General features: G+C 67.8%; 9 protein-coding genes. 6 read left to right on the forward strand and 3 right to left on the reverse strand.

Features of this window, described 5'->3' with window-relative positions; genetic code table 11:
* Window positions 1-44 precede the first annotated feature (44 nt).
* Complete coding sequence (locus tag ACFOD4_RS19540; RefSeq protein WP_379599161.1) at window positions 45-1,031, forward strand: Bug family tripartite tricarboxylate transporter substrate binding protein; 987 nt, start codon at window positions 45-47, stop codon at window positions 1,029-1,031.
* A 23-nt stretch (window positions 1,032-1,054) separates the two neighbouring features.
* Window positions 1,055-2,662 (forward strand): gamma-glutamyltransferase, encoded by a 1,608-nt coding sequence (gene ggt, locus ACFOD4_RS19545; RefSeq protein WP_379599163.1) that lies wholly within the window; start codon window positions 1,055-1,057, stop codon window positions 2,660-2,662.
* A gap of 54 nt (window positions 2,663-2,716) precedes the next feature.
* Here ggt and putA read toward each other — a convergent pair whose 3' ends face one another.
* Window positions 2,717-6,349, reverse strand: coding sequence for a trifunctional transcriptional regulator/proline dehydrogenase/L-glutamate gamma-semialdehyde dehydrogenase (gene putA, locus ACFOD4_RS19550; RefSeq protein WP_379599164.1), 3,633 nt, complete (start codon window positions 6,347-6,349; stop codon window positions 2,717-2,719).
* Between the two features lie 117 nt (window positions 6,350-6,466).
* Between putA and ACFOD4_RS19555 the strand changes: the two genes are divergently transcribed.
* On the forward strand, window positions 6,467-6,928 hold the full coding sequence (locus ACFOD4_RS19555) for an Lrp/AsnC ligand binding domain-containing protein (RefSeq protein WP_456316914.1): 462 nt from the start codon (window positions 6,467-6,469) through the stop codon (window positions 6,926-6,928).
* Window positions 6,929-7,101: 173 nt separating this feature from the next.
* On the opposite strand, the gene ACFOD4_RS19560 is transcribed toward ACFOD4_RS19555, so the two are convergent.
* On the reverse strand, window positions 7,102-8,397 hold the full coding sequence (locus tag ACFOD4_RS19560; RefSeq protein ID WP_379599165.1) for a Gfo/Idh/MocA family protein: 1,296 nt from the start codon (window positions 8,395-8,397) through the stop codon (window positions 7,102-7,104).
* A 295-nt stretch (window positions 8,398-8,692) separates the two neighbouring features.
* Between ACFOD4_RS19560 and paoA the strand changes: the two genes are divergently transcribed.
* The 3 genes from paoA to paoC are packed head-to-tail and all read left to right on the forward strand — an operon-like array spanning window position 8,693 to window position 12,480.
* Complete coding sequence (gene paoA / locus ACFOD4_RS19565; protein ID WP_379599187.1) at window positions 8,693-9,340, forward strand: aldehyde dehydrogenase iron-sulfur subunit PaoA; 648 nt, start codon at window positions 8,693-8,695, stop codon at window positions 9,338-9,340.
* Entirely contained in the window at window positions 9,337-10,287 is a 951-nt protein-coding gene (locus ACFOD4_RS19570; RefSeq protein ID WP_379599167.1) for an FAD binding domain-containing protein, read from the forward strand. Before paoA ends, ACFOD4_RS19570 begins: the two co-directional genes overlap by 4 nt.
* Before the next feature lie 3 nt (window positions 10,288-10,290).
* Window positions 10,291-12,480: an aldehyde oxidoreductase molybdenum-binding subunit PaoC gene (gene paoC / locus ACFOD4_RS19575; RefSeq protein ID WP_379599169.1), complete on the forward strand. Its 2,190-nt coding sequence runs from the start codon at window positions 10,291-10,293 to the stop codon at window positions 12,478-12,480.
* A 28-nt stretch (window positions 12,481-12,508) separates the two neighbouring features.
* Here the strand turns inward: paoC and ACFOD4_RS19580 are convergent.
* Window positions 12,509-13,220: SDR family oxidoreductase (locus ACFOD4_RS19580; RefSeq protein ID WP_379599171.1), on the reverse strand; the 712-nt coding region annotated here is incomplete at its 5' end.

The raw sequence follows: 13,220 nt of genomic DNA on the forward strand, positions 1-13,220 counted from the left end.
GCCCGAACCTCCGGCGCCGCGCGCCAGCCTGAAGGAGCATGACGATGTTCGCTGGACTGTTCCGCCGCCGCCTGCTGCAGGGCGGGGCTTTGCTGGCCGCAGGCAGCGGCTCCGCCACCGCCCAGGGGACCCCGTGGCCACAGGCCCGGGCCATCTCGGTCGTGGTGCCCTTCGGGGCGGGCGGCGCCACCGACATCGCAGCCCGGGTCATCGCGCAGGAGATGCAGGGCGTGCTGCGCCAGAGCCTGGTGTTGGAGAATCGCGGCGGCGCGGGTTCGACCCTCGGTACCGGCCATGTCGCCCGGCAGCCGGCGGATGGCTATACGCTGCTGATCACCACCATCAGCGGGCTCGCCATCGGGCAGACGCTTTACCGCGACCGCATCCAGTACGACGCCGACAAATCCTTCGCCCACATCGCCATCATGATGGGCACGCCTTATCTGCTCTGCGTCGACCCCCGATCGCCCATCCGCAGCTTGGCCGAGTATGTCGAGGCCTCCCGGTCCAGGCCGATGGATTACGGCACCTCCGGCGTAGGCGGCGTGGCGCACCTGCTTGGGCTGCGGCTGGCAGCGGCAAGCGGCGCGCGACTGGAGCACGTGCCCTATCGCGGCTCCGCCCAGGCCATCACCGACGTCATGGCGGGCGTGGTGCCCAGCGTGATGGACAGCCTGACCGCCACCAGCGCGCATATCCGATCCGGCGCACTGCGCCCGCTGGCGACGTCGGCGCCCGAGCGCTCGCCCGACTTTCCCGACGTACCGAGCTTCCGCGAGCTGGGCTATGCGGATGTGGTGGCCGATGGCTGGGCCGGCCTCGCCGCGCCTGCCGGCACGCCGCGACCGGTTCTGCAAAGGTTGGCGGAGGCGGTGCGCCATGCCCAGAGCAGCCCCAACGTGCAGCGGCGCTTTGCCGAGACCTCCACCAGCCCCGGCCGCCTTTACCTGGATGAGGCGCAGGATTTCGTCCGCCGTGAGGTGGCGAACTGGAAGCCGGTGATCGAGGCCTCGGGCATCACGCCGGACTAATCAGAACAGCAGGGAGGAGTCGGATGCGCGGCATTGTGGTGGCGGCCCAGCCGGAAGCGGCGGAGGCGGGCGTCGAGGTTCTGAGGCAGGGCGGCAATGCGGTGGATGCCGCTATTGCCTGCGCCTTCAGCCAGGGCGTGGTGGACCCGCAGATGTGCGGTGTCGGCGGCTTCGGCGCCATGCAGATCTGCATGCCGAAGCGTGGCGTGCACACGGTGCTGGAGTTCTTCGCCCGCGCGCCGCTTTCCGCGACGCCGGAGATGTGGGCGGACAAGTTCATCGGCCAGTCGCGCGACGGCTTTGTCTTTCTGCTGCACGACCAGAGCAACGACCTCGGCTATGGCGCCGTCGGCACCCCGGGCAATGTGGCGGGCTATACCGAGGCCCTCTCCCGCTTCGGCACCATGCCGCTGCGGGAGGTGGTGGCGCCGGCGATCGCGCAGTCGCGCCGCGGCGTTATGGTGCGACCCTATGTCCACTACTACTGGGCCATCGACCACGGCGGCGACGGCCAGGTGAACGGCGAGGACAAGCTGCGCTTCAGCGAAACCGGGCGCCAGGTCTATTTTCGTGCCGACGGAACGCTGAAGCGCCCCGGCGACATCCTGCGCAACCCGGAGATGACGCGGACGCTGGAACGCATCGCCGAGGGCGGGGCCGAGGTGTTCTACCGCGGCGACATGGCGCGGGAGATGGCGGCGGACATGCAGGCGCGCGGTGGCGGTGTGACGCTGGAGGATCTGTCCGCCTATCGCGTGAAGGAAAAGGCGCCGTGCTGGGGACGGTACCGTGGCCTGCGCGTGGCATCGAACCCACCGCCGGCCGGTGGCGGATCGCTGATCGAGCTGCTGCACATCCTTGGACAGTTCGAGCTCGGTGCGCTGGAGCACAACAGCACGGAGCACCTGCGGATCCTGGCAGAAGCCATGAAGTGGATGACGATCGACAAGGACGCCCACATGGGGGACCCGGATTTCGTTGACGTGCCGCTGGACCGCCTCTTGTCCGCCGGGCACGCTGCTGCCCTGGCCGCGCGGATCCGTGCCGGAGAAATGGCCGCCGTGCCGCGCGCAGCCGAGCCCCGGGACCCGACCGACACCACCGTGGTCTGCGTGGTGGATGCCGAGGGCAACGCGGTGTCCATGACGCACACGCTGGGTATCCCTTCCGGCGTGATCACGCCGGGGCTGGGCTTCATGTACAATGGCTGCATGAGCGGGTTCGACCCGCGCCCGGGCCGCGCGGCCTCCATCGCGCCAGGCAAGAGCCGGGGCAGCGCCATGGCGCCGACCATCCTGTTCGACGGCGATGCTCCCTGCATGGTGCTGGCAGCGCCGGGCGGTACCTACATCGTGCCGGCGCTGGCGCAGGCCATCAGCAATGCGGTGGATTTCGGCATGAGCATGGCGGAGGCTGTGGCGGCGCCGCGCATCGTGGCGCTGAGCGACACGATCGATGTCGCCAACCGCATCCCGCATGGTGTGACTGACGCCCTGGCGGCACAAGGCTACCCGATTGCCCGATCGTATCAGAGCTTCGCCTTTGGCGCGCCGCATGGCCTGGCGCTGCGGGGAGACAGCTGGAGCGGGGGGGCCGATCCCCAGCGCGACGGCATGGCCATGCAGGCCTGAGGCCACGCGCCATTTCGCCCGGCGGCGTGGCGCGCCCGTCGCCGGTTCGGGGCCTCAGAGGCTCATCAGGCTGGCATTGCCGCCAGCGGCCGCGGTGTTGATGCTGACAGAGCGCTCCAGCACCAGCATGTCCAGCCGGTACAGGCCGTCGGCTCCGGCCAGGAGCACCGGGCGAATGGCGCCTTCCAGCGCAGCAACCTCCTGGTTGAGGCGGCGCAGCGCTGCCGCATCTCCCTCGAACAGCACCGCGTTGCAGGCCGCCCAATCCTCCGCACCGGCCAACCGCAGACGCGCCGCCAGGGCCGGGGGCAGTCCCTCCGGAAGGCTTGCAGAACCTTCAATGCGTGCCTCATTCCCCGTGCTCAGACAGGAGGCCAGCTGCAGTACGAGCCCCTCCGCCGTGGTGGCGTGGCACAGCACCGTGCCGCGTGGCTGCAGCGTGTAGCGGTTTTCCTCGCCCACTGGTCCCGGCAAGAGGATGTCCAGCCCATATCGGGACACCTCCGCCTGTTCCGCGCAGCGTTCTGCCAGGGCCGTGTCGCCCTTCGCACGCAACCAGTCCAGAAAGGCGATCATCTCCGGCCGCGCGGCGGTGGCGGGAAGGGGCGGCGCGGCCGGGCATTCCGTCATCAGCCGCCGCAGGTAGAGCGGCCCGCCAGCCTTGGGTCCGGTGCCGGACAGGCCGTGGCCGCCGAAGGGTTGCACCCCTACCACGGCGCCGATGATGTTGCGGTTGATGTAGATGTTTCCGGCCCCGGCCCAGGCCGTCAGTTGCGCCACCGTCTCGTCCAGGCGGGAGTGCGCGCCGAAGGTCAGGCCGTAGCCGGTGGCGTTGATGTCGCGCATCAGCGCCTGCAGGCCATCGCGCCGAAAGCGCAGCACATGCAGCACGGGACCGAAGACTTCCCGCTCCAGCTCGGCGATGCTGCCGATCTCGACAATGGCGGGCGCGACGAAGCTTCCCGCGGCGCATTCTGCCGGCAGGGGCAGGCTGTGCACCGTGCGGCCCGCAGCACGCATCGCGTCAACATGCGCCTGAATTCCGGCGCGCGCTTCTTCCGAGATCACGGGGCCAATGTCGGTGCTCAGCCGGTCCGGATTTCCCAGGCGCAGTTCCGACAGCGCGCCCTTCAGCATCGTCAGAACACGGTCGGCCACGTCTTCCTGCAGGCACAGCACGCGCAGCGCCGAGCAGCGCTGGCCCGCGCTGTCGAAGGCGGAGGCAATCACATCCGCCACAACCTGTTCCGCCAGGGCGGAGCTGTCCACCACCAGGGCATTCTGCCCCCCTGTCTCGGCCACGAGCGGCACCGGCCGTCCGCCAGCGCCCAGGCGCTTCGCCAATTGTCGCTGGATAATGCGCGCAACATCGGTGGAGCCGGTGAACATCACGCCCTGCGTGCGTGCATCGCCTACCAAGCGTGCACCCACCTCGCCGTCGCCGGGCAGCAACTGCAGCGCGTCAGGCGGCACACCGGCCTGGTGCAGCAGCTCCACGGCCAGGGCAGCGATCAGCGGCACTTCCTCGGCCGGCTTGGCCAGCACAGGGTTGCCCGCCACCAACGCCGCCGCGACCTGGCCAGTGAAGATGGCCAGCGGAAAGTTCCACGGAGAGATGCAGACCACCGGCCCCAGCGGCCGATGCGCGGCGGTGAAGCCGCACGCCTGCACGGCGTAGTAGCGCAGAAAGTCCACCGCCTCACGCACCTCGCCCACCGCGTTGGCCAGGGACTTGCCGGCCTCGCGCACGATGGTGCCGATCAGCGCGTCCATGCGCTGTTCCATCAGTGCGGCGGCCCGGTCGAGGGCCGCGGCCCGCGCGGCCGGTGGGGTGGCAGCCCAGCCAGGTGCGGCAGCCACGGCTCGGGCCAGGGCTGCGTCCACGACGGCTTCGGTAGCCTCCACCACGTGGCCCACCAGGTCGCCTCGGTCGGCGGGATTGCGAAGCTCCCGCCGCGGGCCGCCTGCATGGCCGGCCAGCAGCGGCACGGCGTTCTGCCGCAGCGTGGCCGACAGGGTGGCGAGGCGATCCTCGTCCGTCAGGTCGGCACCGCCGGAATTGATGCGATCGGCGAACAGATCGCGCGGCAGGGCGATGCCGTCATGCGGGCGGCCGAGAGGCGACAGCGCACGGGCCTCGGCCACCGGATCGGCGATCAGCAGCTCGACCGGCACGGCAGGGTCGTTGATGCGGTTGACGAAGGAGGAGTTGGCGCCGTTCTCCAGCAGCCGCCGCACCAGATAGGCCAGCAGCGTCTCGTGCGTCCCGACCGGGGCGTAGATGCGGCAGGGGCGGTTCAGCCGGTTGTGTCCGACCACTTCCTCGTACAGCGGCTCGCCCATGCCGTGCAGGCACTGGAATTCGTACTGGCCAGGCTGCCATGTCGCGGGGTCCGCCATTTCGTGGATCGCGGCGACGGTGCGGGCGTTGTGCGTGGCGAATTGCGGGAACACCGCATCGGGCGCGGCGAGCAGCCGGCGAGCGCAGGCGAGGTAGGACACATCCGTGTGGACCTTGCGCGTGAAAACCGGAAAGTCCGGCAGGCCGTCCATTTGCGCGCGCTTGATCTCGCTGTCCCAGTACGCACCCTTCACCAGCCGCACCATCATGCGACGGCCGGTGCGGCGCGCAAGGTCGATCACGAAGTCAATCACGAAGGGCGCGCGGCGTTGGTAAGCCTGGATGACGAAGCCGACGCCGTTCCAGCCGGCGAGCCGCTCGTCCTGACACAGCCTCTCCAGCAGGTCGAGCGAGAGTTCCAGACGGTCGGCTTCCTCGGCGTCGATGTTCAGGCCGATATCGTAGCGCCGTGCCAGGGCGGCGAGCTCCGCCACGCGCGGCAGCAGCTCCGCCATTACGCGGTCGCGCTGCGCCCGGATATAGCGCGGGTGCAGGGCGGACAGCTTGATGGAGATGCCCGGGCCATCCTGGATGCCGCGGCCGGCGGAAGCCTTGCCGATGGCATGGATCGCGCTCTCGTAGTCCCGCAGATAGCGCGCGGCATCGGCGGCCGTGGTCGCGGCCTCGCCCAGCATGTCGTAGGAGTAGCGGAAGCCCTTGGTCTCCATCGCGCGGCTACGGGACAGGGCATCGTCGATGGTTTGGCCGGTGACGAACTGCTCGCCCATCATGCGCATGGCGATGTCGACGCCACGACGGATCACCGGTTCGCCCGCACGGGCGATCAACCGGGTCAGCGCACCGCCGAGCCTCTTTTCACTATTGGTGGCAGACAGCTTTCCGGTGACCACCAGCCCCCAGGTCGCCGCATTGACGAAGAGCGAAGGCGAATGGCCAAGATGGGAGCGCCAGTCTCCACCGCCGATCTTGTCGCGGATAAGCGCGTCGCGGGTCGCGGCGTCGGGGATGCGCAGCAGTGCTTCCGCCAGGCACATCAGCGCCACACCTTCCTGCGAAGAAAGCGAGAATTCCTGCACCAGCGCTTCCACCCCGCCGCCGCGGCGCTTGTTGCGCAACGCGGTGACCAGTCGTCGGGCCAGTTCCGCCGCCCGCGCATCCGCGGTCGCCGGCAGCGCGGCCTGGTCCAGCAAGGGCGGCAGGCAAGCGGTTTCGGCTCGGCGATAGGCAGCGGTAACCGCCGCGCGCAGTGGTGCCTGTGGGCGGAGCTCGTCCGCCAGGGCCGAGAAGGGTTGCGAAGCCGGAAGCGCAGGAGAGATGGAGTTCATGATAGCGGAATCTCTACAGGACCACCGCAATTTTATGCGGCGGATAGCGCAGCAAAATAGACATTTTTACCGATATGCAGGATAATCCGCTACTGGCGGGCTTCTAGGTAGAGATTCGTGCAGGCACTGGATAAGACGGACCGGACCATTCTGGCCGTGCTGCAGCGGGAAGGGCGGATCACCAACCTGGAACTGTCCGAACGTATCGGATTATCCCCTACTGCCACCAGCGAACGGATGCGGCGGCTGTTGAAGGACAGGCTGGTGACCGGCTTTGGTGCGAGGCTTGATCCCCAATTGCTGGGCTTTGGCCTGCTGGTGTTTGTTGAGGTGCTGCTGGACAAGACGACGCCGGATGTTTTCGACCGCTTCGCCGCGGCGGTGATTCGCGCCCCGGAGGTGCTGGAATGCCACATGGTGGCGGGCGGCTTCGATTATCTGGTGAAAACGCGTGTCCGCGACATGGCGGCCTATCGCAGCTTCCTTGGCGATGTTCTGCTGGGTTTACCGGGTGTGCGGGAAACCCGGACCTATGCCGTCATGGAAGAGGTGAAGTCTGACGGCCCGCTGCCCCTGTGAACTTCCGCAGGGCGCATGGCGCGGCCGGGTCAGGATCGCCGGCACATTGTGCAAAGTCGGCACAAGCATTCAGGGAGTGCATGCCGTCCGATGGATGAGCGTCGCTGATCGGGGCATGACCTTTGGGCGATCCCGCCATGTCGCGGATTTCCCGGTGATTGGCCGAGCCACGCTCAACCCAGGCCTTCGGGCAGGGTCCGGAACATGTCGGAACGCGGCTGCGGCTGCAGCGTGACCGACTGGGCGCTGGCTGCACTGCGATAAATGGCCTCCATGATCACATGGTCCTGCAAGCCTTCCTCACCCGGCGTCCGCGGCACGCGACCCTGCAGCACGCATTCGGCCATGTGGTCGATCTCCTCAGCGAACTGGTTCTTCTGCGGAAGGATGATGTTCTCGCGCTGGTTTCGCCCCTCGCGGTTGCGCGACACGTAGAGCTCCTGGCCTTCGTACTTGTAGGCATTGGGCATGTCGATGGTGGCGGTAGCGAAGTTCAGCCTCTGGTACTTGTCGTCCCGCGCACCGTAGCTGGTCAGGCAGTTGGCCATGAAGCCGGACGGGAAGCGCAGGGTGAAGGATATGGTTTCCTCCACCTCGGCATAGCGGGGATCGCCGGATGGGTTGAAAAGCGTGGCCTGGATCCAGATCGGCTCCTCGCCGCTCAGGAAGCGCGCCGTGTTCAGGCAGTAGAGGCCGATATCGGGCAAGGCGCCGCCGCCAGCCATGGCCTTCTTGTGCCGCCATTGCTCCGTGCCATTCTGCGCGACCGTTTGTACATTAACGGCGGTCATCCCTACCAGCCGCCCCAGATCGCCGCCCCGTACCAGGCGGAGTGCCGCCAGGTTGTAGGATTCGTACTGGATGCGATAGGCGACCATCAGCCTGACCCTTGCCGTTTCGCAGGCACGAATCATGGAGCGGGCTTCCTCGGCGCTATTTGCCATGGGCTTCTCGCACAGCACGTGCTTGCCGGCCGCCGCGGCGCGCTCGACAAATTCGCGGTGCATGCCGTTGGGCAGGACGATGTACACCACCTTCACATCAGGATTGTCGCGAATGCGGTCGAAGGAGGCATAGTCGTAGCAGGCGGCTTCAGCGATGCCGTATTGCCGGGCGACCGTCCGCAGCTTGTCGGGCGTGCCTGACACCAACGCCACTGGCCGCGCCATCCGGCATTCACCGAAGGCGGGCAGCAATTCTTCCAGGCTCAGCCTTCCCAGTCCGACTACGGCAAAGCCCACCCGCTGATCCGGAGGCAAGGGGGCAGGGGGCGCCGCAGTGCGAGGATCGGCGTCGGAGCGCCAGTTCGGAAAGTCGATCCGGCCGTCCTGCACCGCTCCGGTATCCACGCCCGTGGGCGGTGCGTAGCGGGTCTGCGCAATGGCCGGTGTGCCGAGCAGCAACCCCGTCGCACCTCCGCCAAGCTTCAGCATGTGGCGGCGGTTCATCGGATCGGAGCGGTTCGACATGGATGTTCCTTTGTGGGCCAAAGGAGGCGGCCCCTACAGGAACGCTGGGTGCTGTCGCGGGATTACTGAAGGGCTGAACCATTCTTCTGCCGCCGGCCGGCCAATGAGGAGAAGCCAGGTCACCTTCATCCATCATGCCACCTTTTCGTCTGCCCGCCGTTCTGGGGGTGGAGACGAGCAGTGAACCGCTGGCGGTCGGGCCTTCCCAGAAAGTTGCGGTGCGGGCCGCATGGGAAACACTGATGGCGTCGCAGCGGTTCCTGCGGGACGAGAGGAAGTTGCATTGGAACATCGTATGCGAACGCCGGACGCTGAGGCGGGAAGGCGGGAGCTGATCATTGGCACCGCGGCCGTCGCCATCTCGGCCCCTGGTTCCGCAAAGGCCCGAGCGGCCGCAGCCCCTGTTCTGGACACCGCCCTGGGAGCACCTGCCATGACTCATGTGAGCTTCACCGTGAACGGGGAAACCCGCGAGCTGGACCTCGACACGCGCACGACGCTGCTGGACGCGCTGCGGGAACATCTGAATCTGACCGGCAGCAAGAAGGGCTGCGACCACGGCCAGTGCGGTGCCTGCACCGCGATGGTCAATGGCCGCCGCATCAACACCTGCCTGACGCTGGCGGTGATGCATGAAGGCGATGAGATCACGACCATCGAGGGGCTGGGATCGCCGGACCGCCTGCACCCGATGCAAGAAGCCTTTGTCAAGCATGACGGCTATCAGTGCGGCTATTGCACGCCGGGGCAGATCTGCTCCTCTGTCGCGGTGCTGGAGGAGATCAGGGCCGGCATCCCAAGCCACGTCACGGTGGAGCTGAGTGGTGCGCCCCAGATCACCGCCGAGGAGATCCGCGAGCGCATGAGCGGCAACATCTGCCGCTGCGGCGCCTACGCCAACATCCTCGATGCCATCACGGAAGTCGCGGAGCGCCACGCATGAGGCCCTTCACCTACGAACGAGCTGCCTCGCCCGCCCAGGCCGCGGCCGCCGCTGCCGCCAATCCGGAGGCGAGATTCATTGCAGGTGGCACCAACCTCCTCGACCTGATGAAGCTGCAGATTGAGACCCCGCCGCACTTGATCGACGTCAATGGCCTGGCGCTCGACTCCATCGAGCCGACGCCGGAAGGTGGGCTCCGGATCGGCGCGCTGGTGCGCAACACCGATCTGGCGGCGGATGAACGCGTGCGGCGCGACTACGGCGTGCTGGCCCGTGCGCTGCTGGCGGGGGCGTCGGGCCAGCTGCGCAACAAGGCGACCACGGCCGGCAACCTGCTGCAACGTACGCGCTGCCCCTACTTCTACGACACCAACATGGCCTGCAACAAACGGCAGCCTGGCAGCGGATGCGCGGCGATCGATGGCTATACGCGGCAGCTGGCGGTGGTGGGCCACAGCGAAGCCTGCATCGCGACAAACCCGTCCGACATGGCGGTGGCCATGCGGGTGCTGGATGCCGTTGTGGAAACGGTGAAGGCCGATGGCACAACGCGTGCCATTCCAATCGCCGAGTTCCACCGCCTGCCCGGCGACACGCCGCATATCGAGACGGCGCTGGAGCCGGGCGAGCTGATCACTGCGGTGGTGCTGCCACCGCCAGCGGGTGGCACGCAGATCTATCGCAAGGTGCGCGACCGCGCCTCCTACGCCTTTGCCCTCGTCTCGGTGGCTGCCGTGGTGCGGCGGGACGGTACGGCGCAGGTGGCGCTGGGGGGCGTCGCCCACAAGCCCTGGCGTGTCGAGGCGGCCGAAGCCGAGGTACAGCGCGGCGCCAAGGCGGCCATGGCGGCTCTCCTGGCCGATGCGCGGCCGACCCGGGAGAACGCGTTCAAGGTAACGCTGGCCGAGCGCGCACTGAGCGCGGTTCTGGCCGAGGCGAAAGGCTGAGCCATGAAATTCGACACGCCTGCGGGCGCCAATCCCATCGACCAGATGAAGATCATCGGCCAGCCGCTCGACCGCATCGATGGACGGTTGAAAACCACCGGTACCGCGCCTTACGCCTATGAGCGTCACGATGCGGTACGCGATCCCGCCTACGGCCATGTGGTGGGTGCCGGCATCGCCAAGGGACGGATCACCGCCATGCATCTCGATGCGGCGCGGGGGGCGCCTGGCGTACTGGCGATCGTCACCGCCGAGAATGCCGGTGAGCTGGACAAGGGCAGCATGAACACCGTCAGGCTGCTGGGCGGGCCGGAGGTGGACCACTATCACCAGGCCATTGCCGTGGTGGTGGCGGAAACCTTCGAGCAGGCGCGCGACGCGGCGGAGCTGATCCACGTGGAGTATGCCGAGGACACGGGCCGCTTCGACCTTGCTGCCCAGCGCGACGCGGCGGAGAAGGTGGACCAGTCAGCCACCGACACCGGAGATTTCGCCACCGCCTTCGCTGCGGCGCCGGTTCAGTTCGACGCCACCTACACCACGCCTGACCAGAGCCATGCGATGATGGAGCCGCACGCCTCCATCGCCGCATGGGATGGCGACCGGCTGGTGGTCTGGACTTCGAGCCAGATGATCGACTGGTGGACGGGGGATCTGGCCAAGACCCTCAAGATGCCGAAGGACAAGGTGCGCGTCATCTCGCCCTTCATCGGCGGCGGCTTTGGCGGCAAGCTGTTTCTGCGAGCCGATGCGCTGTTGGCGGCGCTCGGTGCCCGAGCGGCGAAGCGCCCGGTCAAGGTCGCGCTGCACCGGCCGCTGATCGCCAACAACACCACGCACCGTCCCGCCACCATTCAGCGCATCCGTATCGGCGCCGGACAGGATGGACGGATCACCGCCATAGGGCATGAAAGCTGGTCGGGCGACCAGCCGGATGGCGGGCCGGAGACGGCGGTAGACCAGTCTCGGCTGCTTTATGCCGGGGCCAACCGGCTGACGCAGCTGCGCCTGGCAGTGATGGATCTGCCGGAAGGCAATTCGATGCGTGCCCCCGGCGAGGCGCCGGGAATGATGGCGCTGGAGATCGCCATGGACGAGATGGCGGAGAAGCTGGGCATGGACCCGGTGGAGTTCCGCATCCTCAACGACACACAGGTGGACCCCAACGACGCTCAGCGGCCCTTCTCGCAGCGGCAACTGGTGGAATGCCTGCGGCAGGGCGCCGAGCGCTTTGGCTGGAACCGTCGCCAGCCGCATGGGCAGGCGCGGGAAGGCCGCTGGCTGACCGGACTGGGCATGGCCGCCGCGTTCCGCAACAACCTGGTGATGAAGTCCGGAGCGCGCGTGCGGCTGGACGGCCAGGGCCAGGTCATTGTTGAGACCGACATGACCGATATCGGCACCGGCAGCTACACCATCATCGCGCAAACGGCGGCCGAGATGATGGGCGTCGGCATCGAAAAGGTCACAGTCCGGCTGGGCGATTCCTCTTTCCCCGTCTCCTCCGGCTCGGGCGGGCAGTTCGGCGCCAACAGCTCCACCGCGGGCGTCTACGCGGCCTGCGTGAAGCTGCGCGACGCCGTGGCGCAGAAGGTGGGCTTCAACTCCGCCGACGCGGTCTTCGTCGACGGTCAGGTGCGAGCAGGCAACCGCGGCGTGACGCTGGCCGAAGCGGCAGGCCATGACGGCCTCGTCGCCGAGGACGCCATTGAGTTCGGCGATCTGGACAAGCGCTACCAGCAATCCACCTTTGGATCGCATTTTGTGGAGGTGGCGGTGGATGCCGCGACGGGCGAGGTAAGGGTCCGTCGAATGCTCGCGATCTGCGCCGCCGGACGCATCCTGAACCCGAAGACGGCCCGCAGCCAGGTCATCGGCGCCATGACGATGGGCGTCGGCGCCGCGCTGATGGAAGAACTGGCGGTGGACACCCGGCGCGGCTTCTTCGTCAACCACGATCTGGCAAGCTACGAGGTGCCGGTGCATGCCGACATCCCGCGTCAGGAGGTGATCTTCCTGGATGAGGCCGACCCGATCTCCTCTCCCATGAAGGCGAAGGGTGTTGGCGAACTGGGGATCTGTGGCGTCGCGGCGGCGATCGCCAACGCCATCCACAACGCCACCGGCGTGCGCATCCGCGACTATCCCATCACGCTCGACAAGTATCTCGAGCGTCTTCCGGAAGTGGCGTGATGCCGCCTGCGTTTCGCCGCGCGGGGAACTAACCGGCGAGCCAGCCGCCATCCACCGGCAGCTCGATGCCGGTGGTGAAGCTGGCGCCATCGCTGGCAAGATAGAGCGCGGCCTCGGCGATTTCATCCGGCCGCCCGAAGCGTCCCATCGGGTGCCGTGCGAGGGATACCTGGCGCGGCACGGCGGGATCGGGGTGACGGGCGAAGCTGCGGGCCAACATTGGCGTCTCGACGGCGCCGGGCAGAAGTGCGTTGACCCGGATGCCGTCGCTGGCGAAGTCGAGCGCCATGGATTTGGTCAGGCTGAGAATGGCGCCTTTGGCCGCCACATAGGCGGCGTTGCCGCGCCCCCCCGCCCGCGCCAGCTGGGAAGCGAGAGTGACGATGGAGCCGCCGGCCTGTCGCTGCATTGCCGGTATGACCGCGCGCGCCCAGAGCCAGGTTCCGCTCAGATTGGCCCGGAGTACGGCATCCCAATCTGCGAGTGTGGTGGTGAGCACGCTGCCGCCGGTGGAGAAACCGGCGGCGCAGACCAGCGTGTCGATCCGGCTCCATTCCGCCAACACGGCGGCGGCATCGGCATCGGCGGCGCCGGGCTCTCCCACATCGGAGATGCGGATCATTGCCATGCCGCCATCGTCACGGATGGCGGCGGCCACCGCTTCGGCGGCCGTGGCATCACGATCGACCAGGCAGATCCGCGCCCCTTCCCGGGCGAAAAGGCGGGCTGTGGCCGCGCCG

Origin of the sequence: Teichococcus globiformis (assembly GCF_042646265.1) — a bacterium.
Classification (GTDB): Bacteria; Pseudomonadota; Alphaproteobacteria; order Acetobacterales; family Acetobacteraceae; genus Pseudoroseomonas; species Pseudoroseomonas globiformis.

Excerpts from the sequence above, each read along its gene's own strand:
- ACFOD4_RS19540 (WP_379599161.1), top strand. The coding sequence starts at position 45 with ATGTTCGCTGGACTGTTCCGCCGCCGCCTGCTGCAGGGCGGGGCTTTG.
- ggt (WP_379599163.1), top strand. The coding sequence starts at position 1,055 with ATGCGCGGCATTGTGGTGGCGGCCCAGCCGGAAGCGGCGGAGGCGGGC.
- putA (WP_379599164.1), bottom strand. The coding sequence starts at position 6,349 with ATGAACTCCATCTCTCCTGCGCTTCCGGCTTCGCAACCCTTCTCGGCC.
- ACFOD4_RS19560 (WP_379599165.1), bottom strand. The coding sequence starts at position 8,397 with ATGTCGAACCGCTCCGATCCGATGAACCGCCGCCACATGCTGAAGCTT.
- paoA (WP_379599187.1), top strand. The coding sequence starts at position 8,693 with ATGCGAACGCCGGACGCTGAGGCGGGAAGGCGGGAGCTGATCATTGGC.
- ACFOD4_RS19570 (WP_379599167.1), top strand. The coding sequence starts at position 9,337 with ATGAGGCCCTTCACCTACGAACGAGCTGCCTCGCCCGCCCAGGCCGCG.
- paoC (WP_379599169.1), top strand. The coding sequence starts at position 10,291 with ATGAAATTCGACACGCCTGCGGGCGCCAATCCCATCGACCAGATGAAG.